Origin of the sequence: Psychrobacter proteolyticus (genome assembly GCF_039762275.1) — a bacterium.
Classification (GTDB): Bacteria; Pseudomonadota; Gammaproteobacteria; order Pseudomonadales; family Moraxellaceae; genus Psychrobacter; species Psychrobacter proteolyticus_C.
In genome coordinates this window covers 133,465-158,600 of sequence record NZ_JBDLOB010000005.1, presented here as the reverse complement: position 1 = coordinate 158,600, position 25,136 = coordinate 133,465, and the positions used below count along the sequence as shown (strand labels likewise).

Genomic DNA, 25,136 nt, shown 5'->3' with positions numbered 1-25,136 from the left:
TAATATTGGCTAGCTTAGCTTGGCAACAGTGGCAACCAGAATACCAACGCTAACAATGTCACTAACAACACAGGCGGCGTGATCAGTAGACCAATCTTTATGTACTGTCCCCAGCTGATTTTGTAGTCCTTCTCTGCTAATACATGTAGCCATAGTAAAGTAGCCAGACTACCAATCGGCGTAAACTTAGGTCCTAAATCGTTACCAATGACATTGGCATAAATCATTAGCTCTCGCGTCGCAGCAGGCACTTGTGCTTGATCAATCGCAAGCGCGCCGACTAAAGTTGCTGGCATATTATTCATAACAGACGCGACTATGGCGGACAAGAACCCAGTTCCAACCGTAGCAATGACTGCGCCTTGTTGACCCAACCAGTTGAGTATTTGCGCACCATAGGCAGTAAGCCCCGCATTGCCCAGACCATATACCACCAAATACATGCCGATTGAGAATAGTACGATTTGCCAAGGCGCCTTGCGTACTACATCGCTCACAGAGACCACCGCACCACGCCCGCCTTGCCATATGCGACCAGCGATTGCCATTAGTGCAACAGCAGCGATACCTGTAACCAGTGAAATAGGCAGCCCCAACGGCTCTGTTGCAAAGTAGGCGACCAGTAGCAAGCCTAATAGTGGAAAAGCAGCTCGGAATACTAATGGATCGGTAATGGCAGATTCTGGAGCGCTTAGCTCGCTAGTTGAGTAGGTTTTTGGAATATGACGCGTATAGACAACCCACAATACCAGTAGCGTCGCTAATACAGACACTATATTGACCGGTACCATTACCGCCGCATAACGACCAAAGCCAATATCGAAATAATTGGCACTGACAATGTTGACTAAATTTGAGGTGACCAATGGCAAGCTTGCCGTATCAGCGATAAAACCAGTCGCTATGATAAATGCTAAAGCTGATGGTGGCGAAAATTTCAGACGTAGCAAGATAGCAATGACAATCGGGGTTAGTAATAGCGCAGCACCATCATTGGCAAAAAAGGCAGAAATAAAGGCGCCCAATATGACAATCATCGGAAACAACAAGCGCCCTTGCCCATTGCCAAGACGTGCCACGTGCAATGCGGCCCAGCCAAAAAACCCTGCCCGATCTAAGATAAGCGAGATGATAATCAGCGCCACAAAAGTAAAGGTCGCATCCCAGACAATATCCCAGACGATACCCACATCTGATAACTGCACGACGCCAAGCGCTAACGCGACTAAAGCACCACCCATGGCGCTCCAGCCGATGCCCAATCCTTTAGGTTGCCAAATAACTAAGACTAAAGTGACCACAAAAATGGCAAATGCAAGCATTATACGACCTTACTTAAGCTGAATTTATTCAGCCGATTTAATATAGGGAATCAGATCGATTAAGGGGTTAGATCGATTTTTGATTGACGCGGCTCGATAGTTCTTCAGCACTCTCAACGCGTTCTGAATAACGATCAGTGAGATAATCTGAACGTCCGCGTGTGAGCCAAGTAAACTTCACTAGCTCCTCACAGACATCGACAAGACGCAGATATAACGGAGACATATCCATGCGATTGTTGTCGTTGAACTCTAAGAACGCTTTGGGTATCGAAGATTGGTTGGGGATAGTAATCATCCGCATCCAGCGCCCGAGAATACGCATCTGATTAACCGTATTAAAGCTCTGACTGCCGCCGCTGACTTGCATCAGTGCTAGGGTTTTACCTTGAGTTGGACGTACGCCACCTAGTGACAGTGGTATCCAGTCGATTTGCGCTTTCATGATACTGGTGATACTACCGTGACGCTCTGGGCTCACCCACAGCATGCCTTCCGACCACTGCGCAAGCTCCCGCAATTCTTGCACTTTAGGATGGTCTGAATCTACATCATCAGGCAATGGTAAGCCAGATGGATCAAATATTTTTACTTCACAACCATACCAACGTAGCAACCGGCTTGACTCTTCAGCAGCCAATCTAGAAAACGAGCGCGCACGGACAGAACCGTATAGCACTAGTATTCTTGGCGGATGACATGAGTCATTTGGCGCAACCAAAGACTCAATATCGATAGGCTGGAGATTGTCTATATCGATATTGGGCAGATCATTGAGGCCAGATTCTGGCGAAACAGTAGATTCGGCTTCCAATGCTTGGTCAACCTCAGTGTTTGTCATGAGTAACAACCTCGCCGTCTTCTTTTGTAAAGCTACTTACTGGATTGGCTAGTAATTCAAACACACGTTCAGAAGGACGGCATAGAGCAGCGCCTTTATCAGTCACTACGATAGGACGATTGATTAAAATAGGATGCGCAATCATGGCATCGATAATCTGATCGTCAGACAACTCAGGATTATCTAGACCAAGCTCATCATTGATAGTTTCTTTACTTCTTAACAGCTCTCTAGGCGAAATCTGCATTTGTGCCAACAGCTCCACTAAACGGTCGCGGGTTGGTGTATTTTTCAGATATTCCACCACTTCTGGCTCTTCACCTGACGCTTTAATAATGGCAAGCGTATTACGAGAGGTTCCGCATTTAGGATTATGAAAGATTAATGGCTTCATAGTGTTTACACCTATTTTATGTATTTATTGAAATGATAATTGGTTTAATCGTTACCTTGCTCAGCAGACTCATTTACTCTGCAGCCACTCAAACTATCCATGAGTGACGCACATAATTCTGGATGTCCCGCACAGCAATCTTGCAACAGAAACTGAATGACGTTATCCATATGTGATAGCGAAGCACGATAGATAATCTGTCGGCTATGACGCTGTGAGACCACCCATCCTGCCCGTGCTAGCACCGATAAGTGGGCTGACATTGTGTTATGAGGAACAGAGAGCTGACGGGCTATTTCGCCCGCAGGTAGGCCTTCAGGCTCATGGCTGACTAGCAGCTTAAAAGCCTTTAAACGAGTATCTTGAGAGAGCGCAGCAAAGCTTGCGATAGCATTAGTTATTTCCATATGTCCAATAATATAGACATATGGAAATAATTCAATGGTTTTTGGATGAAATTTTTGTCTTTTAAGAGTATCAGAGATCACTCACCATCGTTCAATGAACCAAATTACTTCTAGCAATAATGACTATTGTCCTTGGGAGTGATACTGGATAAATTGATTGTATTTATAGTTAAAGCTTATGGGTTATAACAAGCGAGGTACTACCTAACGCTATAACTTATCGCTGACTTGATCGTTTGTATACCCTACCGACATGAATTAAGCTGACCAGCTTGATCAGTGGCTTTATAAGCAACTGCGCACTACCAAGGATAAATAGCCAAGTACCGTCCGTTGTCAGTGATTCTTTTAAAAAGAAAAAGCTACCGATCAGAAACCAAATAGCGATAAGTAAGTCATTTACCGCGCCCAAGGCATCATAGCGCCGCTGTATCACAATATGATCTTGTCCAATATCAACATCTAATTTTTTACTATCACCCAAAACTTATTCCTTAGCCACATGTCACTTTGTTACACGCACAGATATACCAATTAATTAGAACCGCTGCCAACATCAGAGTTTACTAAATAGACCAAGCCAATAAGATTAGATATATATCATGTGTAAAACTAGTTACTCCAATATTCGTGATCCTTTAGGTAAATAACAAAGATAAAACTTAGAACCGTACACTATAGCAATTTGTCATCTTCCATTGCTGGATGACTTTCTAGCAGAGATACCAAGAGACATTTAGCAGTCATAACAGCCTTTGATCCTAATATCGGCCAACTTTGAACAACACCCTCATGTATCAATAACAAATGATCTCTTCTATCTAGGAGATTTGTCGTCTCAGCCATTTTATCGGCGACTTCTTTTTTATGCTGTTCCATAATCTTGCGGATAGGCTCGCTATGAGGATATGAAGCAACGGCGCTATGAAAAAGACATCCCTGCGATACATTTTCAAACATCCACCTCCCGACTCTATCAAATATGACGTTTGATATATTTTCAGTATTGTCAGGTAAATCCTCAAAAATATAACTGAGATATCGTGTATGACGATTCTCAAGTGCCATTATGATCATGTCTTCTTTTGAAGGACAATATTTGTAGAGGGTCCGCAGGCTCACCTGTGCCGAATCACGTAATTGATCGACACCCAATTCGGTGAATCCACTTTGGGCAAATGCTTTTTCAAGACCTGCTGCGATTTTTTTCTGTGTTTTATTCATAGTTGACAATGTAGAACGTTCTCTATACTATTTCAAGTAGAGCGAACGTTCTACTTTTTTAATACATCCATTATTATCAAGCGTAGTGATGGATAATCACTAAATAAATTTTTGTTACAGGATTTATTATCTCTCTATCAACCGTACTGTAAGAGGCAATCATATGAATATATTGACCGTTTTTTCCCATCCATTTAGAGACAAGTATCCAGCAGCAGTCATGGAGGCTTTTCACAAACCTATCATCGACGCAGGTCACTCGGTAAATATATTAGATCTGCATGCCGAAGGGTTCGATCCTCGATTTACTGAAGCAGATCATGCTTGTTTTTGGGGTGGCGAGCTGCCTGATGAGATAAGAGAAATGCACCAAAGAGTTGCTAAAGCAGATCAACTTGCTTTTATTTTTCCCGTTTACTGGTGGAGTATGCCTGCATTAATGAAGGGCTGGATTGAACGCGTCTTCACTGGTGGCTGGGCATATCAATATGGTTCAGGTGTTGAAGATCGCGGTAAAGCGCCATTGGATGGCCTTTTGACAAATATACCAACAATTTTAATTGGTGTCGGTGGTTCAAAAAAGGCAACCTACGATAAGTATAATTATGAACATGCTATGCATACTCAAATTGATCTTGGTATTTTCTCATACTGCGGGGTAACAGATGTCGAAAGCCATATTATCTATGATGTGGAAGGCGAAAGTAACGCACCAAATCGTGAACAAGGACTAAAGTTCGCCAAAAAAGCGGGGGAAGACTTTATCTGTCCTAGTCGAATACCAAAAAATGTCAGAGAAGCATTTTTGAAAAATTTGTCATTAGAATGATAAGTGAATTTATTTTATTACTTAAGGCAGAGCTTAATTTAAACACCCAAACACAAAAAAACCCCAAACAATCTAATGTTTGAGGCGAAACTTGCTTAAACTTAACAGTTTAAATTCGTTTTAAATATGGCGCAGCGGACGGGACTCGAACCCGCGACCCCCGGCGTGACAGGCCGGTATTCTAACCAACTGAACTACCGCTGCTTAGGTCTCTTAGCTTGTTTAGCCACTTGCTAAGAAGTGGTGGGTGATGACGGATTCGAACCGCCGACATTCTGCGTGTAAGGCAGACGCTCTACCAACTGAGCTAATCACCCTTCGAACAATTGCTAGGCAATTTATTCAACATCAACTGAGCTCTTAAGTTTGTCACTAAGCTCCGTTGCTGTGGGTGTGTATTATATAGATTTACTGTTGGGTGTCAAACAGTATTTACCACTTTTTTAGATATTTTTTCGATTTTTATTAGAATATCTAGCAAGCATTTGTTTTTATTGATTTTATATTTTCATACAAAATCAATATTTCTTAGATTCAATGCTTATTTATTGGCTAATGCTTGCTCGATGTCGTTTTTGATGGCTTCTGGCTTGGTCGTTGGTGCATAGCGGTCAATCACCTGACCTTTACTATCGACTAGGAACTTAGTGAAATTCCACTTGATACCATCTGTCAGCACGCCACCCTTTTGTTCTTTGAGCCATTCATAGATAGGATGAGCATCTGCGCCATTAACATCAGTCTTTGCCATCATAGGAAAGCTGACTCCATAATTCTTTTGGCAAAACGCACCAATCTCATCATTGCTACCTGGGTCTTGGCTACCAAATTGGTTACAAGGAAAACCGATAACCACCAGTCCTTGATCCTTATACTGTTGATATAGTGATTCCAAGCCTTCGAACTGCGGCGTAAATCCACATTTGCTTGCAGTATTGACGATTAATAATACTTTATCTTGGTAATCTGAAAACGCTTGCGAGCTACCATCCATGCGTTCAGCCGTAAAATCATAAATTGTACTCATCATTTATCCTTAAATTGAGAGTTTTATTGTTTTGGGTGTCTATGCACTACTTCTTTTTCTATCATACACATAATAAAACTATTGAAAAGGAAGCACCGTGCACTTCCCTTTCACGTTTCTAATACTACTTACTTCTCAGACTTATCCAAATCGATAGATACTGAGTTGATGCAATAGCGCATGCCTGTTGTCTCAGTAGGACCATCAGGGAATACATGGCCTAAATGTGCGCCGCAGTTGCTACAAGTGACTTCGGTACGAGTCATGCCTAGCGAGTTATCGACGTGCTCTTCAATCGCGCTGTTATCGATACCTTGATCAAAACTTGGCCAGCCACAGCTCGCATCAAATTTATTGCTTGAGTCAAACAAGCTTGCACCGCAGCCTTTACAGCGGTAAACGCCATCATCAGTCGCATCATTATATACACCTGTAAATGGGCGTTCAGTGCCCTTCTCACGCATAATATGATACTCATCAGCGGTCAAACGCTCTTTCCAGTCAGCTTCAGTCAACTGGCTGATTTCTTCTTTGCTTAGTTGGTTGTCTTGCATAATTTATCCTTATTCGAGTATTTGTTATCTAATCTCGGTAAATATTCTATCGCCATATGATTATGAGAACGACGTGCTCTATCTGTTGGTTATCGACGCACTATTCAAGGCATATATAAGAAAAGTACTCTCTATATTGTGAGATAGACAGCATGATTGAAGCGATTGATTTAGTTAAATATAGCAAATTAATTTTAGATAATGATGGGTAAAGATGTAATCTTGATACCCATACATTTTATAGTCTATATAAGAGATTTAGAGCCATATGAATATAAGCAAAATAGTAATTGCAAGTATATCTTGCAAATACTATTTGAAGCGATTGTAAAACCATTTGCAAATTAATTATCAATGCAATAATATCTTGCATTAGTGTTTAATTAAAATGTTTAATATATCTCTATATTGAATAATTACTGATTAATAAAGGCTCAAACGACAATGTCTAACGACAATAGCAAAAGTACGCAAGCGGAACGACTGGTACAGTTGCGCCGTGACAAAAGGTTTACTGCTGAGCAGTTGGCACAGGCAATGACAGCCGCTGGTGCAAAAGTGAGTCGTGGTGCTATTTCAAACTGGGAGCGCGGTACCAACGGTATTGTCTCATCCAAGCTGCCTACACTCGCACGTATTTTGGGCTGTAGTGAGGGATATCTGTTGCGCGGCGACCTCAACAATGAAGCTATTGATACAGACGAGCCAACATCATCTGTAGAGCGCAGTGAACATCAAGAGATAGATACGATTTCCCACACCCAGTCAGATATTAAAATAACTGATGCTCAATCGACGACACCTTATTCCGCTAGTAAAGACTCAAAAACCAATTCGACAACCAATCCGAAAAACGGTCATGCTATGAACACCATAAAGAAATCTGATAAATTACAAAACGTTTGCTATGACATTCGTGGTCCTCTATTGCAGACTGCTAATAAGATGGAAGCAGAAGGCAAACGCATATTAAAACTAAACGTGGGCAATCCAGCGCCTTTTGGCTTAGAAGCCCCGCATGAGATTTTGCGTGATGTCGCTATGAACTTATCTGAGGCGACAGGCTATTCAGACTCGCAAGGGATTTTCTCAGCGCGCAAAGCCATTTTGCAATATTATCAATCAAAGGGGTTACTGTCGGCCGTTGACGTACGTGACGTATATTTGGGCAATGGGGTTTCTGAGCTTATTGTCATGACTATGCAGGCGTTAATGAATGATGGCGATGAAGTCCTAATTCCTATGCCAGACTACCCGCTTTGGACAGCAGCGGCCAACCTCGCTGGCGGTACTGCTGTGCACTATCGCTGTAATGAAGAAGACAACTGGCATCCTGATATTGAAGATATTAAGTCTAAAATCACGAGTAAAACGAAAGGTATCGTGGTTATTAACCCAAATAACCCGACAGGCTCCCTTTATAGTGATGAGCTATTAAAGCAAATCATCGAAGTCGCTAAAGAGCATGATTTAATCATCATGGCCGATGAGATTTACGACCGCATTCTCTATGATGATAATGTACATACGCCGATGAGCACCTTAACTGACGACGTGCTAGTACTCTCTTACAATGGTTTGTCGAAGTCGCATCGTATTGCAGGATTTCGCTCAGGTTGGATGATGGTATCAGGCCGCAAGCAGCACGCAGCTGACTTTATTGAAGGCTTAGATATGCTCGCATCTATGCGCCTTTGTTCTAACGTGCAAGGACAGTATGCCATTCAAACAGCGATGGGTGGACATCAGAGCATGCAAGACCTGACTTCTGAAAAGGGTCGCCTATATAAGCAACGTGAAATGGCAGTCTCACGTCTTAATGCTATCAAAGGTATTTCTTGTACTATGCCTCAAGGCGCGTTTTACTGTTTTCCAAAAATGGATCCAGAGGTTTACCCTATCACCGATGATATGGATTTTATGATGGATTTGCTCGTTGAAGAAAACGTATTGATGGTTCAAGGTACTGGGTTTAACTGGGATAGACCCGACCATTTCCGTCTGGTGTTCTTACCTAACTTGCTTGACCTAGAAAATGCGATGGATAGATTGGACAGATTTTTTGCCAAAAAACGTAAGCAGTTTGGTACCGAGTAAATCGTTATATATCATTAAAAAAAACGCTTATCGGCATGATGCTGATAAGCGTTTTTTATTGCGTTGAACCTAGTTATTCAAACTCAATTATGATAATTCACTGATAAAAACAGCGCATTAAAAAATGTTGCTCAATACTAGATAGCTGATAGCAGACATAGTAGCCGCTGCAGGCAGCGTCACAATCCAAGCCAATCCAATCGGTTTCATAAGCTTCCAGTTAGTATCTCTGTTGACGATACCGATACCCAATACCGCACCTACTAGCGTATGAGTACTTGATACAGGCAGACCCATAGTCGATGCGCCCATCACAACAGCTGCTGCTGCCAACTCAGCTGAGAAGCCTGAAGCTGGATGCATTTTCGCTAGATTGGTACCAACGGTTTGAATCACTTCTTTACCAATGAACCAAAGACCAACAATTAGTGCGACACCAAAGGTCAGCATGACAGCAGGTGGTACAGCAGCTTCAGTAGCGATACTATTAGTACGAATCACATCCATAATGGCGGCAAAAGGACCAACCGCGTTGGCGATATCGTTTGAACCATGACTAAAGGCAAAAGCTGACGCGGTAAAGACCTGCATCCAGCTAAACATAATGAATGTCGCTTTGGTCAAATCTTCTTTATGCTTACCGCGGATACTCTTGGTATAAATATAGGTCGCTAACCATACTAGCGCCGCTATCATACCCATAATCAGGAAGCCCTGTAGTGTGGTCAGGCCGCTATTAACATTTTTCAGACCTTTAAAGACGACTAGAGAAGTCATCACCGCACCACCTGCGGCAGCAATGATAGGTACCCACTGCTTAAGTGCTTTTAGAGTATCAAGGCTACTACGCTCATTTTCAATATCATAAAGCTTTTTGTAGTAATCAGTTTCTAGGTCTTCAACAATACAATCGTCATCTTTATAGATTTCCTGATCACGTAGCATTGCTGACGTATAGGCCAATTGCTCAGACTCTGTCAAACCATCCAAAAACTCTTTATGGTTTTGCTTTAAGACTTTTTTATTGCCTTTTAGCGTCGCAATATGAGCTTCGGTTTTATCATTATATTCAATGATGTTTTTCTTAATTTGTCCATATAAAAGATAAGACAACACGCCACCTAGTAGCGGTGACAGCACCCAAGAAATAGCGATGGTTCCAACTGTTCCCCAGTCTACCGTTGATAGCGCCATGTCCGTACCACCTAACGTGATACCTAAAACAATGGAGCTACCAATCACACCACCAATAATGGAGTGAGTGGTCGAAACGGGCAGACCTTTTTTGGTCGCAAATAACAGCCAAAATGCTGCTGCAACCAATGCGGAGAGCATGACATAAATAAACTGATTGGGCGTCACTGATAGACCATCTAGATCAACGATGCCGCTTCGAATCGTATCAGTAACCTCCCCGCCTGCAAGGACTGCCCCCGATACTTCAAATATCGCGGCAATACCCAATGCTTGCGGGATAGTCAACGTCCCTGCACCCACCGAAGTACCAAAGGAGTTGGCGACATCGTTACCACCGATATTGAATGCCATAAAGACACCAAAAGCGGTCGCCACGATGAATAGCGTCGTTTGCTGACGCATGGTGTAATCTAAACCCCACCACAAAAAGTAGGAAGTCATCGCAATCAGTAAAATGGCAAAAAATAGATTTATTCTCATAGAGCCAACTGGCTTGACTGACTCTGTAGAACTGCTGCTAATACCCATACGTTAGTACGTCCTGCGTAAGCTGATTAAAATTATATGAGGTTGATAATATTGCGCTGCTACTCACAGTACTTGTTACGGCATCTAATGAAGTAGCATATATAAAATATACAACATGCGATTAGAAGGTCTTAAACCGACTAGAGCGAAAGTAAATAATACATCTCTCAACATGTCACAAAGCCGCAAGTGATATTGCCAAATCGTCTGATTACAGCATCTTGCGGCTTATATATTTCTTAGCGATATTTGTGGTACTACTAACAGCTATTGTAACAATTTTTGTCGTAATTATTAAGTTATCTATACTAAATAACCAAAACACGTTATTTGCTAAATTAAAATTATTATTTAGCAGAAGCTGTTTCGCGCTCTATTATATTAAATATGAGCACATAATGCATGATGATATTGCGAGATTTGTAACTGCGAGTGTATACGGACAAGACCACACTCTGTAAAAGACAGGATGGCTCGAATATGTTTCGAGCCATCCTACTTAGGAAATACTTGAAAAATACAATTATATGAGCCTATAAGAATCCTTAAACTTCAGGCATCTTTAACAACTACTTGCTTTTGGTGATTGCCGACAACTGCTCTATAGCATGATCTAACACATCTAAACGCGCTTGACGTTTTTCGTTGGTTGCAATAACACACCATGGCGCTGTCGTTGTATCCGTGCGTGCCAGCATATCTGCTGCAGATTGCACGTAGTCTGACCATTTATCACGGTTACGCCAGTCATCATCCGTTAGTTTAAATTGCTTATGCGGTGTTTCTTGACGATCTTCAAACCGTTTAAGCTGCTCTTTTTTATCAATCGCTAACCAATACTTGATAACCAACGTTCCTGCTGCTGCCAAGTCCGCCTCGAAACGGTTGATTTCATCATATGCTCGTTGCCATTCATTAGGAGATGCAAATCCTTCGATGCGCTCAACCAGCACACGCCCATACCAAGTACGATCGAAAATAGCGATACGGCTAATACGACTGGTTTGCTCGTCAGGCAATCGCGTCCAGAATCGCCACAAGTAAGGATGCTGAGTCTCATATAACATCGGTGCGCCAATATTATAGATTTGATACTCGCGGGGATCTAGCGGTGCGACCAATCTTTTGATTGCACCGCCCTTGCCAGCAGCGTCCATTCCTTCAAAGGCAAACACCACATGCCGGCCATTGCGTGCACGTAGCAATTCAGCGAGCCTTGCTTGCTTCTCCGCCAATGCCTCACGATAGTCGGACTTACTGATTTTTTTATCTTTAATAGACGTCAGCTGCTTAGGTATCGATACAGGCTCAAACTGTTTTTGCTTGGTATCTGAGTTAAGTTTTAGTGTCTCGGACTGAGAATGGTTTTTTGATTTTTCATTATTATTGTCATTGCTATCTGTCTGACTACTCGCCAACGCGGTTTGTATAGCATGTAGCACCAAATGACAAAAGTTATCAGCGGCCTCTAACTTATCGTCACCATCAATAATGACCCAATCATCCTGCTGACGCAGCAAGGTCGCAGCCACCTCATTGAACTTCTCGATAACTTGCTTATTATTCCAGTCAATTTGATACAGAAACTGCGGATCTGCCTCATCATCCTTTAAGCGACTGTGCAACGTTTCGATATCAACATGAAACCAGCATTTTAATAATTTGGTTTGATTGGCAATGAGATCCTTTTCAAATGCTTTTAGCGTGTCCAATTGCTGCTGTAGATAATCTTGCCACTGAGCGATAGGAAGCGGATTTTTACTTTTTTGACCTTTATCATTTGATAATGCTTCAAGGTTCTCATTATCTGATGTCGCTAGTCGCATGACGTTGTATAATAAATCAGCATACCAGTTGCCGAAATATACCATGACATCCCCATGGCGCGGCATGGCGCGGGTATGCGCTTGCCAAATGGGTTGATAGTTCAATGGCGAATGACCAATAGTGGCCTCAACTTTAAGCAGCCTGGGATCCACCCATTGCCGTAACTGTTTAACGGCAGTACCTTTACCCGCCTGCTCCATCCCATTAACTAGCACTAATAGACCTGTTGGTTTATTGAGAGTCGGCGGCGTTTGCTGGCGAGTGGCTTTTAAAGCATATTGAGCAGTTACCAATGCCAGTCTAAGCGAATCCTCATCCAGTGAAAACTGACTTAAAGGATTGGGCTTTAGACGCTGCTCCACAACTTGCTCACTAAATTGTGTACTTACCGCTTGTGGTGCTTTTGGTTCAGTAGTATCATTTTTTTTAGACATGTCTACACTCGCTATTATTCTTATTGGGCTGCTTTACCGTTGAATGACTTATGGGATAGCTATTAATAGGACAACTCTCAATATTTCGATCTTATTGTTCATTTTTATTTCATTTAATCATAGCACTACGCCAATCGGGTAAATAATATTACTGTGTAACAGATTGGTATTTGAATTCTTAATTATTTTCTTTTAAGGTGAACGCAATTTTGAGTATAGGATAGAACAGTTGTTCAAAAGCTCATAACCCTGAATCACGATACTTAAAACAACCATACTTAAATTTGATCACCCTATTTACTTCTACAGGATTCACTGCCATGACCGCTTTAGCTGATTTACAACAGCATTTAACACGTTTTTGGGCGATGCCTCATCACCAAGATGATGCATTAAACGCTAAGCTCAAAGAAGTACAATCATGGCAACAAGCACGTCTCCAGCAAACGCATCGCGAGCTATTTGAACAACCTAAAAACCAACTAATGGCAGATTACTTCCTCACCCAACTATATGGCGGCGAAGAATTCAAGTTATTGGCAGAGCAGTTAGCACGTATCTTGCCAAAAGCAAAAAAGCTAGAACGTCTTGCTAAAGAGTCAGCCCTAGAGGCTGGTAGCATGGGCATCCAAGCGGCGATTTTTGCCATTGAGCTAGATCTTCATTTAGCCCAGTGGTTACTCACTCAAGATTTGCCAGTGAACGAAGAGAATATGCTAACCGCCTATCGTACTGTCGATGAAGAAGATGAGCGACGAGTTCAGATTGCCAATTTAAAAGATGTCTGTTATCGCACGGACAAACACCTAAACTCGTTTATGCTCAAAAAAGCCTTTGCACTAGCAAAAAGTACAGCCTATCGTCATGGTTACCAGCCGCTTTATGATTTTATTGATACAGGCTTTAAGGCCATGAAACCTCTGAGCAGCGTCAGCGATTTTATTGAGCCGTTCTGCGAGCGTGAACTGTCCATTATCGATCAGGTTCATGATACGGATAATGGCAGTAAGCCAGTAGCGTTTGGTGTATCATAAGGTCAATACGCTAAATAGCTAATTGACGCTTACTATTTAACGATTTCCTCCGATAAAGACAATCATAAAAATAAATTCTAGGACAACATGATGACTGATAATTCAAAAGATAGCAGCGCTCCTTCTAATCAAGCCACAACGACCAATGGTCATTTGCAAGACAAGCTAGTAAAAGACAGTATTGCTCATAACCAACAGATTAGCGCGCAGATATTACGTAACCAAACAACCAATGTCGTGCCGAGCAAGAATAATAGCGTTGCTAATGACGACAATAGCGACTTTACTAAAGTTCAAGATTTACCAACTGGGACACCGCAAGGCCAACAAACCACTATGCCAAACAACGACAAAACGACTCGTACAAACCCTTCAGAGCAAACGATAAAACAGACACTGTTCAATCAGCGTGATGACATCAATAATCCGCACACGCCTGAAACAGATGGTAATGAGCAGACGCATTTTGGCTATAAGACAGTCAATAAAGCAGAAAAACAAGCACGTGTGGCTGACGTATTCACTTCTGTTGCCAAAAAATACGACATCATGAATGACTTGATGTCATTCGGTATTCATCGTCTATGGAAGCGCTATGCGATTAGTTTATCGGGCGTGCGCGCTGGTCAGCATGTCCTTGATATTGCGGGTGGTACGGGTGATTTGGCTAAAGTATTTAGCCGTGAAGTTGGTAGAAATGGCCACGTGGTACTATCTGATATCAATGCTGCGATGCTGGAAGTCGGTCGTGAGCGCCTGATCAATGCAGGCTGTAATAACGTTGATTTTGTATTGGCAAACGCTGAGACATTAGCTCCTTTTGATGACGAAAGCTTTGATTTGGTCACCATTAGCTTTGGTCTGCGTAACGTCACAGACAAAGATGCCGCGCTAAAGTCTATGTATCGCGTCCTGAAGCCAGGCGGTCGTCTATTGATTTTAGAATTCTCAAAGCCAGTATTTGAGCCATTATCTAAGGCTTATGATTTGTATTCATTTACTGCATTGCCAGTGATGGGTAAGCTAATTGCTAATGATGCTGAAAGTTATCAGTACTTGGCTGAGTCAATTCGTATGCACCCTGATCAGCAGACACTCAAGCAAATAATGCAACAAGCTGGGTTTGAGAACTGCGATTATCATAACTTGACTGCTGGCATCGTGGCTGTCCATCGCGGATTTAAATCGTAACGACAAAGTACGATTGGCAAGACTATTACGTTTAATAGACTATATTGAAACTAACACGAACACATGATGCGCTGATGCAGCTAATGCAAAGGCGCTCACTTAACGATGCGAGAGCCTTATGCTGACTGTCCTTCTATTAGCTGGTGCCGAAAAGCTAATTAACATTGCTATTGCTAGTGATGAGATTACCAAAGCAGGTTTAGCACCGCTTGCAGGTAAAGTGTTACGTCTTAATATGGGATTGCCTGAGATTCATTTAGACATCTTGTTCACTCATGAGCGTTTGCGCTTTGAGCCGGTCACGACGGAGAGCGTATTTGAGCCAAGTGGCCAAATGAATGAGCGCCAAAAAGCCAGCATAGAGCGCGCACGTTTTGGTCATAGTCGTCCAGATTGTACCATCACTGTAGACAATGCCGCTCAACTGCTCAATCTAATGCGTGGCGCAGAAGGTAACCTGCCAATCGCTGGTGATTACAAGGTGCTGATGCAGCTCAAACAACTGGTTGCAGGGTTTGATCCTGACGTGGCTGGACAGCTTGAGCCGTTTATTGGTAAGCCAATGGCTAGCCAGTTACATCTCCTTATCTCTCAGCTCAAAGGTAGCTGGCGTCATAGTGCAAAACGTGCTTTTGATGACGTTAGTGATTGGGCCAATGAAGTGGCTGGCAATAGCACACCTGACCCTATCGAGGTGGCTGAAGTAAATGATCTTAAGCAGCAATTGTTAAAATTACGTGCTGACGTCGAACGAGAAGAAGCCAAACTTGCTGCTATCAAAGAAGAGCAAGCGCAGTTTCTTAACAACTCGTTTCATCAATAGCCGACTGCATCAATTATAAATGAACGCTATTACCGATAGTACTATTTACGATTAAGCACAGCGCTTACCCCATTTTCGTCTTTGTTTAGAGTACCTAACCTCATGCTATTATCGCACCGCGCTCGTCTACTTGAGCTTTGGCGTATCGCCGCAATGTATCGCCTTGATACCCATTTTTCTATTGAAGAAGCACCGCAGCTGCAACCTTTGGCGCGATTAATTCGCATTCATCCAGCAGCATGGGGCAAAAAGCACCAACCAAATGCGATTAAGTATGCGCTTGAGGACATGGGTACGCTGTTTTTGAAACTTGGCCAGTTACTCTCAACGCGTCGCGACTTGGTACCACCTGAGATTATCGCTCAATTGATTCAATTGCAGGACAAAGTTAAGCCTTTTGACGCTGATATCGCTGTCGCCCAAATTCAACACCCTAAACATGGTCTTGGCCAGTCGATTGAAACGCTGTTTGCCCGATTTGATATCAAACCGTTAGCGGCCGCTTCTATCGCCCAAGTTCATACCGCTGCCCTACATGATGGGCGTGAAGTCGTGGTAAAAGTAGTGCGCCCTGATATTCGCACTGTGATTGTTTCTGACTTTGAACTGTTGCGGGAATTGGCAAGTTGGGCATCTGCACGCATTGAGGCGGCACGTGCCATCCATATCATTGATATTGTCGAAGATTATCGGCAAGTCATGCTCAACGAGTTAGATTTAACGCTTGAGGCTGATAATACTACTCAGATGCGTAATAACTTTTTGGGTTCAGCATTGATGTATGTGCCTGAAGTTTATGACGCTGCAAAAAACGTGATGGTCATGGAGCGTATCCAAGGCGTCCCTATCTCACAAGTTGAGATGTTTGATCAGTTAGGTTATGACCGTGCAGCGCTTGCAGAAAAAGGCCTAACCATATTTTTCACCCAAGTCTTCCGTGATAACTTCTTTCATGCTGATATGCATCCAGGCAATGTATTCGTAGAGACGCCACCTGTGCAAACTCTACATGCAGGTATGGAAGCAGTTGATTTAGGTCATGAGCCACGTTATATCGGGCTTGATTGCGCCATCATGGGTACTTTATCAAAAGACGATCAGCTCATCGTGGCGCGGATGTTACTTGCCGTAATGAACAATAACTTTACCGCTGTAGTTGATATCGTCAGTCGTGCAGGTTGGATACCACCAAATGCTGATAAGCATGCCCTGATGCGTGATATGAAACGTACCGTTGGTCCTATGCTACAAAAATCAATCGATGATATCGACTTTGCTGGCGTACTGATGCAGATTTTGGACATTGCACGTAGACATCATATGAGTATCCCACCGCAGCTGATGCTTCTGCTAAAAACCTTGGTCCATGTGGAAGGACTCGGTCGTGATTTATATCCTGACCTTGATATTTGGTCACTTGCCAAGCCAATTCTAAGCAGTTGGATTAAAGAGCAGTTAGATCCTATGCGTAATCTACAGCAACTGCGCCAACAACTGCCTGAAATGCTCCTGTCGACCACCGATATTCCTAAACTATTAGATCAAGGGCTACAAAGCCTTGCTTCACAAGGCTCTCGTCAAGACAGTCAACTACGTGAAATACAACAGATTCGTGCTGACATGCTAAATGACCGTCGTCGTGATTGGTTGGCACTCGCAGGGTTTGCTATATTTATCGCTATCGCTACGCAAGTCATCGGCTGGCTATCACCTATATTTTATATACTAGCTGTTCTAGTGGTTGTTTGGCGCATCCTAACTTAGTTATAATAGAACAAATGTCTGTCAATAAAGCATATCAAATGGATATTGAATATGCTAAGTTAATGCTAAATATTCTCGTTATCTATAGGAACCCTCATGTCAGCGCTACCACTGTCACAGACCCATAACACTAGTAAACCAGACTATAGTGAGGCTATCACAGCTTTGCAAGAACGTTTTGGCAAGCAACTGAGTTTGAACACTACAGTGCGTGAGCAGCATGGCCATACCATGACGTGGTTAGCCAATCAGCCGCCAGATGCAGTATTAACCGTACAGGACAAACAGGAAGTAGCTGCAGCTGTTGAGATTTGTCATCAGCATCAAATGCCAGTGATTGCTTTTGGTATCGGCTCTTCTTTGGAAGGACAATTAAATGCTCCCTATGGTGGACTGTGCATCGATATGCATGCGATGGATGCTATTTTACAGGTCAATAATGAAGATTTGACTGTTACCGTTCAGCCTGGTGTGACGCGTGAGCAGCTAAACCACTATCTGCGTGATACAGGGCTGTTTTTTCCGATAGACCCCGGCGCTAATGCCAGTATCGGTGGCATGGTCGCCACTCGCGCCTCAGGTACTAATGCGGTACGTTATGGCACTATGAAAGATGTGGTACTCGCACTAGAAGTAGTAACCGCAAGTGGCGATATCGTACGAACAGGCACACGCGCTAAGAAGTCTGCGGCCGGTTATGATTTAACACGCTTAATGATAGGCTCAGAAGGTACGCTTGGTATTGTCACTGAGGTCACGCTGAAACTATTTGGTATTAGCGAGTGTATAGGCAGCGGCATTTGTCATTTTTCAACCATCGAAGATGCTTGCCAGGCAGTAATGCTAACGATTCAGATGTGCTTACCTATTGCTCGTATCGAGCTGCTTGATGCAATGCAAATCAAAGCATGTAATCAATATGCCAATCTCGATCTAACCGAAACGCCTACCCTATTTGTTGAATTTCACGGTACAGAGGCAAGTGTTGCTGAACAGGCGCAAATGTTTGCTGATATTATCGAAGAGTTTGATGGTCGTGATTTTGCTTGGGATACCAATGAAGCTGAGCGTAAACGTCTCTGGCAGGCAAGACACAATGCTTATCATGCTAGCTGTGCGTTACGTCCTGAGACAAGCGCCCTATCGACTGACGCTTGCGTACCTATTTCGCGCTTGGCAGAATGTGTCAGCGCCACTGCAAAAGATATTGAAGCATCAGGGATGATTGGACCAATTGTGGGTCATGTAGGCGACGGTAACTTTCATGTTTTATTATTGGTCGATACCAATAATCCTGAAGAGGTAGCTACTGCTGAGGGTATTATCGGTCGTCTCGCCACGCGGGCTATCGAGATGGACGGTACTTGTACGGGTGAACACGGGATCGGACAAGGCAAACAAAAATATATGCAGCAAGAACATGGTAATGCGCTGATACTTATGGAAGCTATCAAGGCAGCCCTCGATCCTAAAAACATCCTTAACCCAGGGAAAATATGGCCTGAGGCTTTATCTATTTCCTAATACTATTAGAAAAACTAAGACCATACTAAAACCAAAGCAATAGCCAAAAAAATAAGCCTACTTTCAAACAAAAGTAGGCGCATTCTTTTTGTTAAATACTGATTACTATAGCATCTGATCGATTGCCATCTGTGTCAGTACACGGCCACGAGCAGTACGCAGCACATAACCTTGTTGAATCAGATACGGCTCAATCACATCTTCAAGCGTACCACGGTCTTCAGCCATCGCTGCTGCCACTGCTTCAACACCCGCAGGACCACCATCGAAGCGCTCATGCAATATTTCGATATAGCGTCTGTCTAAATGATCAAGACCGCGTCTATCCACTGCCAACATATCTAGCGCGCTACCTGCAATCGCACCATTAATACTACCGTCACCTCTTACCTCGGCATAGTCACGCACACGGCGTAATAGGCGGTTAGCAATCCTTGGTGTACCGCGTGCACGGCGGGCAATCTCTACAGCGCCGTCTTCGCTCATTGGTACACGCATTAGACGTGCTGCCCGACTGACAATCGTTGTTAGATCAGCAATATTATAAAACTCGAGGCGCTGTACAATACCAAAACGGTCACGCAGTGGTGAGGTTAGCAGTCCTGCTCTCGTCGTTGCTGCTACTAAAGTAAACGGCGGCAAATCAAGCTTGATAGAACGCGCAGCAGGCCCTTCACCAATCATAATGTCCAATTGGAAATCTTCCATCGCTGGATAAAGAATTTCTTCAATGACCGAGCTTAAACGGTGAATTTCATCAATAAACAGCACATCACCTGCTTCTAGATTGGTCAGCATGGCTGCCAAATCTCCTGGGCGCTCAAGCACAGGCCCGGAAGTCGAGCGCAGATTGCCGCCCATTTCACGAGCAATGATATTAGCGAGGGTTGTCTTGCCCAGACCCGGTGGACCAAATATAAGTGTGTGATCTAGCGCTTCGTCACGGCCACGAGCAGCACCGATGAACACTTCCATCTGCTCACGTACCACCGGCTGACCAATATACTCAGCCAATAATGCTGGTCGGATATTGGCATCAGGAGCGTCACTTGCACCTTCTAGCGGATTAATTAAACGATCTTGCGTCATAGAATTTATCATTATATTAAAAAATTAGTTAACAAATAGCATAACCAAACGCTGCGCATAAGTCATGCAAAACCTCATTAAGTGAGCACTAAAACGAAAATAAGCGACATTTAATGTCGCTTATTAATTTAATACATTATGTGGTTGTCATCGATAGACGGCTAATTAATATGAATTAAAAGCCAGATAGCTGCTGTAAAGTAGCTTTTAATAAGCCTTGAGTATCAGCAAAAGTATCTCCTTTACTCTTAGCAGCTTTAATCGCTAGCTGAGCTTCTTTTTCTTTATAGCCCAAGCTAATCAACGCGCCTTCCACTTCAGCGATGATACTGCCTTCGTGAGAAATCGTAGTTTCTTGAGGCGTCAATTCAAACGTACCATTATCAACGTCGATATTTTTTAGCTTGTCTTTTAGCTCAATCAATAAACGTTGCGCCGTCTTTTTACCGATTCCTGGGATACGAGTTAATGCCGTCTCCGACTCTTGCTCGACGTGCATCTTTAGCTCAGCTGCTGACATTGCAGACAGCATAGCCAAGGCCATTTTTGCCCCAACCCCGTTAATTTTAATTAACTGGCGAAAGACATCACGCTCTTTTCGATCGATAAAGCCGTATAGCAACTGGGCATCTTCGCGAACATGGAAATGTGTCCAAATGCTGGCTTGTTCATTAAGCTGTAACTGACAAAACGAAGGTAATGGCAGTTCGATATCATAACCCACACCAGAGGTCGTCATGATACAAGCCGTTGGTGCCATCAAGTACTGCACCTGTCCGGTAATCAATCCAATCATTATTTACAACCTCTTATGTAGAATATTATAAAATCAGCTGCTACTTCATGATTAACAACTACGTTCTACAACACAGTCTTATTGGTAAAAGTTCACCATACCTTCAAGACTGGTTGGGCGAATTTTATGTGCTTGACCTGCAGAACCAAACGCTTCAAAACGATTGGTACAGATATCTGACATCGCTACCATAGACGCTTTAAAGTATTTGCGTGGATCAAATTCACTTGGATTTTTTGCAAGGAATTCGCGGATAGCACCGGTTGATGCCAGACGTAAATCCGTATCGATGTTTACTTTGCGTACGCCATGCTTGATCGCTTCAACGATTTGCTCAACTGGCACGCCATAAGTTTCGCCGATATCACCGCCATTTTCATTAATAACTTTCAGCCATTCTTGTGGCACTGATGAAGAACCATGCATAACAAGGTGAGTATTAGGAATACGGGCATGAATCTCTTTTACGCGCTCAATAGATAAGATATCGCCTGTCGGTGGGCGTGTGAACTTATAGGCACCATGACTAGTACCGATAGCAATCGCTAACGCATCGACATTGGTATCTTTTACAAACTGTTCAGCTTCATCAGCACTGGTCAAAAGCTGCTCATGATCCAATACGCCTTCAGCGCCAGAGCCATCTTCTTCACCAGCCATACCAGTTTCAAGACTACCTAGGCAACCGATTTCGCCCTCTACAGAGACACCGCAAGCATGAGCCATCTTAACAACTTCGCGCGTGACGCTAGCATTGTAATCATAGTCCATTGGCGTTTTGCCATCTTCACCGAGTGAGCCATCCATCATCACTGATGAGAAACCTAATTGGATTGAGCGTTGGCAGATAGCTGGTGACATGCCATGATCTTGATGCATCACTACTGGAATATGTGGCCATTCTTCGATAGCAGCGATAATCAAATGACGCAAAAATGCTGACCCTGCATAGTTACGTGCGCCTGCACTGGCTTGGACAATAACAGGTGAATCACAAGCATCCGCAGCCATCATGATTGCACGCATTTGCTCTAAGTTATTGACGTTAAAGGCAGGAACACCATAGCTGTGTTCAGCGGCATGATCTAGAAGTTGACGTAAGGATATTAGGGCCATAAGACGCTCTCTGATTAGATTTTGAATAGTATTTTAAAAAACAGCTTGATAGCAATCATTTCACTGTATATTCGACCATACTGACCGTATATAGGTTAGTAAAAATCTGAATGCTATTGGATATGATTACCACGCGGTGATTATAGCAAAAATTGTTCTGTCTTCGTAGCAGTTGACCGACTATTTGTCAGTCTATACCGTCTTTTGATCTCAGTTTAACTTTCATAAACTGTTACTTTATAAACTGCACAATGACATACAACGCAAAAAGCCTTGGCAATCACCAAGGCTTTTCTAGTATTTTGAGGCTTATAAAGCAATGACCCTTTTTAGATACTATTTACTGGGATTATCTATCAATCGATATAATCCCAGTAAATCAGTCATTATAGTGCTTAGTTATCGCGTAGCTTAGTACTGTTGCTCTGCATCAACTGCAACATCATTTGCGCCATCAGCGACAGCGTTAGCGCCATCAGCAACAGCTTCAGCAGTATTTTCAACCGCTGTGTTAGTGCTTTCAGCAATAGCATCGCCAGTGTTTTCTAGAGCGTCTGTCGCAGCTGCACCAGCAGTATCAGCGCCTTCGGCAACTTCAGCACCAGCGTCTTGAGCAGCAGCTTCAGCTTCAGCAGCAGCAGCGTCTGTTTCAGCGGCAGCAGCATCAGCGTTTGCAGCAGCATCATCGCCAGCAGATTCAACAGCAGCTTCTGTGTTTTCTTCTGTTTGTTGGCTACATGCAGTGATTGCAAAGGTACCAGCAAGTATGCTAGCAAGTAATAAATGACGTTTTAACATAATAAACCTCTCGTAAATAATGCATGTCAAAATACATGGTCGCGCTATTTTATAGAGTGCGAATCAGACATGCAATAATAATTTTCAGTATATAAATAAATAATGACTGCTTAATAATAATCGATGGCTATTGCGCTTACTTATATCAATAAAAACAAGCAAATCAACAGCTAAAATATTATTTTTACAGACTACCTTAGTTATTTAAAGTTAGTTGTACGTCTAATGTTACTAAGCTACAGAGTATCGTTAACTAGTTAGGCATCTATTTGCAGCGCAGCGACTGCCGGAAGTACTTTACCTTCAACAAACTCTAAAAACGCACCGCCACCTGTTGACATATAGCTCACACCATCAGCAACTTGATATTTATCGATAGCCGCTAACGTATCACCGCCGCCCGCGATAGAGAAACCATCGCTGTCTCTTACAGCAGTAGCTAATATCTGTGTGCCTTGCCCGAAAGCATCGACCTCAAATACACCCACTGGACCATTCCACAAGATGGTTTTTGCATTAATAATGGCATCAGCAAGTCGCTTTGCGCTTTCTGGTGCGATATCCAATATCATGTCATTGTCACCAATCGCATCAACTGATTTGATCGTTGCGGTGGCTTTTTGCAATGAGCCAGTAAAGTCAGCAAAATCAATGTCGTTTTTATCAGCGACTACGACGTACTCAGGCAGTAGAATTTCAGTCTTGGTCATAATGTCACGTGCAGTATCAAGCAAGTCTGCTTCGTACAATGAGGCGCCAACACTGTGACCTTGTGCTGCTAAGAAAGTATTAGCAATACCGCCACCAACAATAATTTGCGTGCACACTTCGGCCAAGCTGTGTAGCACTTCTAATTTGGTAGACACTTTTGACCCACCAACGATAGCGAGCATTGGCTGTGCTGGCGTTTCAAGCGCTAGGCTCAAAGCATCAAGCTCAGCAGCTAACAATGGCCCTGCACACACAGTTTTATCTGCTTGACGCATCGCTTGCGTAACGCCTTCTGTTGATGCCTGTGCACGGTGCGCTGTACCAAAAGCATCCATCACAAACACATCGCACAAATCAGCGTACTTTTTCGCTAGCGTGGCATCGTTTTTCTTTTCACCGTCATTGAAGCGTACATTTTCTAATAGAACCACTTCGCCAGATTTTACATTGGCACCTTGGGTAAGGTAATCACTATTAAGACGTACAGGTGTCGATAATTGCGAGCTTAATTTTTCCGTCAAATATTCAGCGACTGGTGCTAATGAATATACAGCTTCAGGATTGCCTTCTGTTGGGCGGCCTAAATGTGAGCAAACAATTACCGCAGCACCTTTTTCGAGCGCCATCTTGATAGTAGGAAGACTGGCTTGTAAGCGCGCATCGCTCGTGACCTTACCATCTTTAATAGGCACATTTAAATCTTCTCGGATTAAGACCACTTTATCCGTTAAGTTCAACTCACTCATACGCAAAAAATTCATTACCTGCTCCTATGCATCAATATGCCTGTTAATTTGCGATTACTGTCGTTACTAATATGACCATTATAGTCAACTCTATATAAATCAGATTCAGTGCTAAGCTCGAGCTACTATTTTGTAGCACTCTCACTCGCCTGCCATATAGCCACTATCCGCTTTATTACTTATTAATGTTTTTAACGCTTGGCTCTGACACTTATCAAACCACTCTAATGGATCGATCAAGTAAGCAGAATTTAGCGGCGATGTATTCTACCAGTTTTCTAGCGCAGTCTCACAAGCAACCTGACACAAATTTCAGCATGTTTAAAATATTTAGTCTATATTCTCAGACCATTATTCGATGACAACAATTGCCGTTGCTAGCTTTGAGCATAGTCAATAAACCGTAACATTTCGTGGTGGTACTCAGCAGTCAAGCTCTTTATGATAGAAACATTGACAATAAAAATAATCCATTAGGAGAAAATAATGAGCATCAACTTACACACTGCGAAACAAAACCTATTAAAATTAAAAGATGAGTACGAATCTCGAATTGATAAGATAGAAGATCACATTCAAAATCCGCAAGATGATCTCAATGAACATTGGGAAGATCAGGCCATATCCTATCGTCAAAATGACATGCGTAAAAATTTGATGAGCGAGGCACGTCAAAGCTTAATCTATGTCGAAAATGCATTGAGTCGAATTGAAAACAGTACTTATGGCGAGTGCGAAGTCTGCGGTGAACAGATCGAAGAGCAACGCTTAGAAGCGCTACCCTATGCCACCTTATGTATGGAACACGCTGAGTAGCGCTGTCATATTAATATTCTATTATAAGACTATTGCTACTCTAAAAC

General features: G+C 42.9%; 23 protein-coding genes and 2 tRNA genes. 8 read left to right on the top strand and 17 right to left on the bottom strand.

The window, feature by feature from the left end; translation table 11 throughout:
• Positions 1 to 14: 14 nt before the first annotated feature.
• The 6 genes from ABFV72_RS09595 to ABFV72_RS09570 form a co-directional block, all read right to left on the bottom strand.
• Positions 15 to 1,322, bottom strand: a complete 1,308-nt coding sequence (locus ABFV72_RS09595; protein WP_431192094.1) for an arsenic transporter — start codon at positions 1,320 to 1,322, stop codon at positions 15 to 17.
• 67 nt (positions 1,323 to 1,389) lie between these two features.
• A complete protein-coding gene (gene arsH, locus ABFV72_RS09590; protein ID WP_347163402.1) occupies positions 1,390 to 2,163 on the bottom strand; it encodes an arsenical resistance protein ArsH in 774 nt (257 codons plus the stop codon).
• Complete coding sequence (gene arsC / locus ABFV72_RS09585; RefSeq protein ID WP_114700353.1) at positions 2,150 to 2,557, bottom strand: arsenate reductase (glutaredoxin); 408 nt, start codon at positions 2,555 to 2,557, stop codon at positions 2,150 to 2,152. Before arsC ends, arsH begins: the two co-directional genes overlap by 14 nt.
• Before the next feature lie 44 nt (positions 2,558 to 2,601).
• Positions 2,602 to 2,964: an ArsR/SmtB family transcription factor gene (locus ABFV72_RS09580; protein ID WP_201579761.1), complete on the bottom strand. Its 363-nt coding sequence runs from the start codon at positions 2,962 to 2,964 to the stop codon at positions 2,602 to 2,604.
• Between the two features lie 217 nt (positions 2,965 to 3,181).
• Entirely contained in the window at positions 3,182 to 3,448 is a 267-nt protein-coding gene (locus ABFV72_RS09575) for a YrhK family protein (RefSeq protein ID WP_347163400.1), read from the bottom strand.
• Between the two features lie 191 nt (positions 3,449 to 3,639).
• A complete protein-coding gene (locus ABFV72_RS09570; RefSeq protein ID WP_347163398.1) occupies positions 3,640 to 4,188 on the bottom strand; it encodes a TetR/AcrR family transcriptional regulator in 549 nt (182 codons plus the stop codon).
• A gap of 163 nt (positions 4,189 to 4,351) precedes the next feature.
• Between ABFV72_RS09570 and ABFV72_RS09565 the strand changes: the two genes are divergently transcribed.
• On the top strand, positions 4,352 to 5,017 hold the full coding sequence (locus tag ABFV72_RS09565; protein ID WP_347163397.1) for an NAD(P)H-dependent oxidoreductase: 666 nt from the start codon (positions 4,352 to 4,354) through the stop codon (positions 5,015 to 5,017).
• Positions 5,018 to 5,144: 127 nt separating this feature from the next.
• Here ABFV72_RS09565 and ABFV72_RS09560 read toward each other — a convergent pair.
• The 4 genes from ABFV72_RS09560 to msrB form a co-directional block, all read right to left on the bottom strand.
• Positions 5,145 to 5,221, bottom strand: a tRNA-Asp gene (locus ABFV72_RS09560).
• 37 nt (positions 5,222 to 5,258) lie between these two features.
• Positions 5,259 to 5,334: transfer RNA gene (locus ABFV72_RS09555), tRNA-Val, on the bottom strand.
• A gap of 224 nt (positions 5,335 to 5,558) precedes the next feature.
• Positions 5,559 to 6,044 carry a glutathione peroxidase gene (locus ABFV72_RS09550; protein ID WP_191113932.1) on the bottom strand — a complete coding sequence of 162 codons (486 nt, stop codon included), beginning with the start codon at positions 6,042 to 6,044 and terminating at the stop codon, positions 5,559 to 5,561.
• Between the two features lie 128 nt (positions 6,045 to 6,172).
• Positions 6,173 to 6,598 (bottom strand): peptide-methionine (R)-S-oxide reductase MsrB, encoded by a 426-nt coding sequence (gene msrB, locus ABFV72_RS09545; RefSeq protein WP_057760931.1) that lies wholly within the window; start codon positions 6,596 to 6,598, stop codon positions 6,173 to 6,175.
• Positions 6,599 to 7,135: 537 nt separating this feature from the next.
• On the opposite strand from msrB, the gene ABFV72_RS09540 reads away from it, so the two are divergent.
• The gene (locus ABFV72_RS09540; RefSeq protein WP_431192096.1) at positions 7,136 to 8,695 is read left to right on the top strand and encodes an aminotransferase class I/II-fold pyridoxal phosphate-dependent enzyme; all 1,560 of its coding nucleotides are present in this window, start codon (positions 7,136 to 7,138) and stop codon (positions 8,693 to 8,695) included.
• 117 nt (positions 8,696 to 8,812) lie between these two features.
• Here ABFV72_RS09540 and ABFV72_RS09535 read toward each other — a convergent pair whose 3' ends face one another.
• A complete protein-coding gene (locus ABFV72_RS09535; RefSeq protein ID WP_102092917.1) occupies positions 8,813 to 10,420 on the bottom strand; it encodes an inorganic phosphate transporter in 1,608 nt (535 codons plus the stop codon).
• A gap of 569 nt (positions 10,421 to 10,989) precedes the next feature.
• Positions 10,990 to 12,681 (bottom strand): ATPase, encoded by a 1,692-nt coding sequence (locus tag ABFV72_RS09530; RefSeq protein ID WP_347163393.1) that lies wholly within the window; start codon positions 12,679 to 12,681, stop codon positions 10,990 to 10,992.
• 320 nt (positions 12,682 to 13,001) lie between these two features.
• Between ABFV72_RS09530 and ABFV72_RS09525 the strand changes: the two genes are divergently transcribed.
• From ABFV72_RS09525 to ABFV72_RS09505, 5 genes are all read left to right on the top strand, one after another.
• Positions 13,002 to 13,715, top strand: coding sequence for an FFLEELY motif protein (locus ABFV72_RS09525; protein ID WP_347163392.1), 714 nt, complete (start codon positions 13,002 to 13,004; stop codon positions 13,713 to 13,715).
• Between the two features lie 90 nt (positions 13,716 to 13,805).
• Positions 13,806 to 14,906, top strand: coding sequence for a bifunctional demethylmenaquinone methyltransferase/2-methoxy-6-polyprenyl-1,4-benzoquinol methylase UbiE (gene ubiE, locus ABFV72_RS09520; RefSeq protein WP_347163391.1), 1,101 nt, complete (start codon positions 13,806 to 13,808; stop codon positions 14,904 to 14,906).
• A gap of 118 nt (positions 14,907 to 15,024) precedes the next feature.
• Entirely contained in the window at positions 15,025 to 15,729 is a 705-nt protein-coding gene (locus ABFV72_RS09515) for a ubiquinone biosynthesis accessory factor UbiJ (protein ID WP_347163389.1), read from the top strand.
• 102 nt (positions 15,730 to 15,831) lie between these two features.
• Positions 15,832 to 17,493, top strand: coding sequence for an ABC1 kinase family protein (locus ABFV72_RS09510; protein ID WP_347163388.1), 1,662 nt, complete (start codon positions 15,832 to 15,834; stop codon positions 17,491 to 17,493).
• Between the two features lie 96 nt (positions 17,494 to 17,589).
• Positions 17,590 to 19,017 (top strand): FAD-binding oxidoreductase, encoded by a 1,428-nt coding sequence (locus ABFV72_RS09505; protein WP_347163386.1) that lies wholly within the window; start codon positions 17,590 to 17,592, stop codon positions 19,015 to 19,017.
• Between the two features lie 105 nt (positions 19,018 to 19,122).
• Here the strand turns inward: ABFV72_RS09505 and ruvB are convergent, their stop codons facing one another.
• The 5 genes from ruvB to ABFV72_RS09480 all read right to left on the bottom strand — a co-directional run bounded on the left by ruvB (position 19,123) and on the right by ABFV72_RS09480 (position 24,288).
• Entirely contained in the window at positions 19,123 to 20,106 is a 984-nt protein-coding gene (gene ruvB / locus ABFV72_RS09500; protein WP_057760949.1) for a Holliday junction branch migration DNA helicase RuvB, read from the bottom strand.
• Positions 20,107 to 20,281: 175 nt separating this feature from the next.
• Entirely contained in the window at positions 20,282 to 20,902 is a 621-nt protein-coding gene (gene ruvA / locus ABFV72_RS09495; RefSeq protein ID WP_165597025.1) for a Holliday junction branch migration protein RuvA, read from the bottom strand.
• A 78-nt stretch (positions 20,903 to 20,980) separates the two neighbouring features.
• Positions 20,981 to 22,018 (bottom strand): class II fructose-bisphosphate aldolase, encoded by a 1,038-nt coding sequence (fba, locus tag ABFV72_RS09490; RefSeq protein WP_057760953.1) that lies wholly within the window; start codon positions 22,016 to 22,018, stop codon positions 20,981 to 20,983.
• Between the two features lie 411 nt (positions 22,019 to 22,429).
• Positions 22,430 to 22,816: a hypothetical protein gene (locus ABFV72_RS09485; RefSeq protein ID WP_347163384.1), complete on the bottom strand. Its 387-nt coding sequence runs from the start codon at positions 22,814 to 22,816 to the stop codon at positions 22,430 to 22,432.
• 257 nt (positions 22,817 to 23,073) lie between these two features.
• Positions 23,074 to 24,288 carry a phosphoglycerate kinase gene (locus ABFV72_RS09480; protein WP_347163382.1) on the bottom strand — a complete coding sequence of 405 codons (1,215 nt, stop codon included), beginning with the start codon at positions 24,286 to 24,288 and terminating at the stop codon, positions 23,074 to 23,076.
• Between the two features lie 471 nt (positions 24,289 to 24,759).
• On the opposite strand from ABFV72_RS09480, the gene ABFV72_RS09475 reads away from it, so the two are divergent.
• Positions 24,760 to 25,089, top strand: coding sequence for a TraR/DksA family transcriptional regulator (locus ABFV72_RS09475; RefSeq protein ID WP_347163381.1), 330 nt, complete (start codon positions 24,760 to 24,762; stop codon positions 25,087 to 25,089).
• Positions 25,090 to 25,136 lie beyond the last annotated feature (47 nt).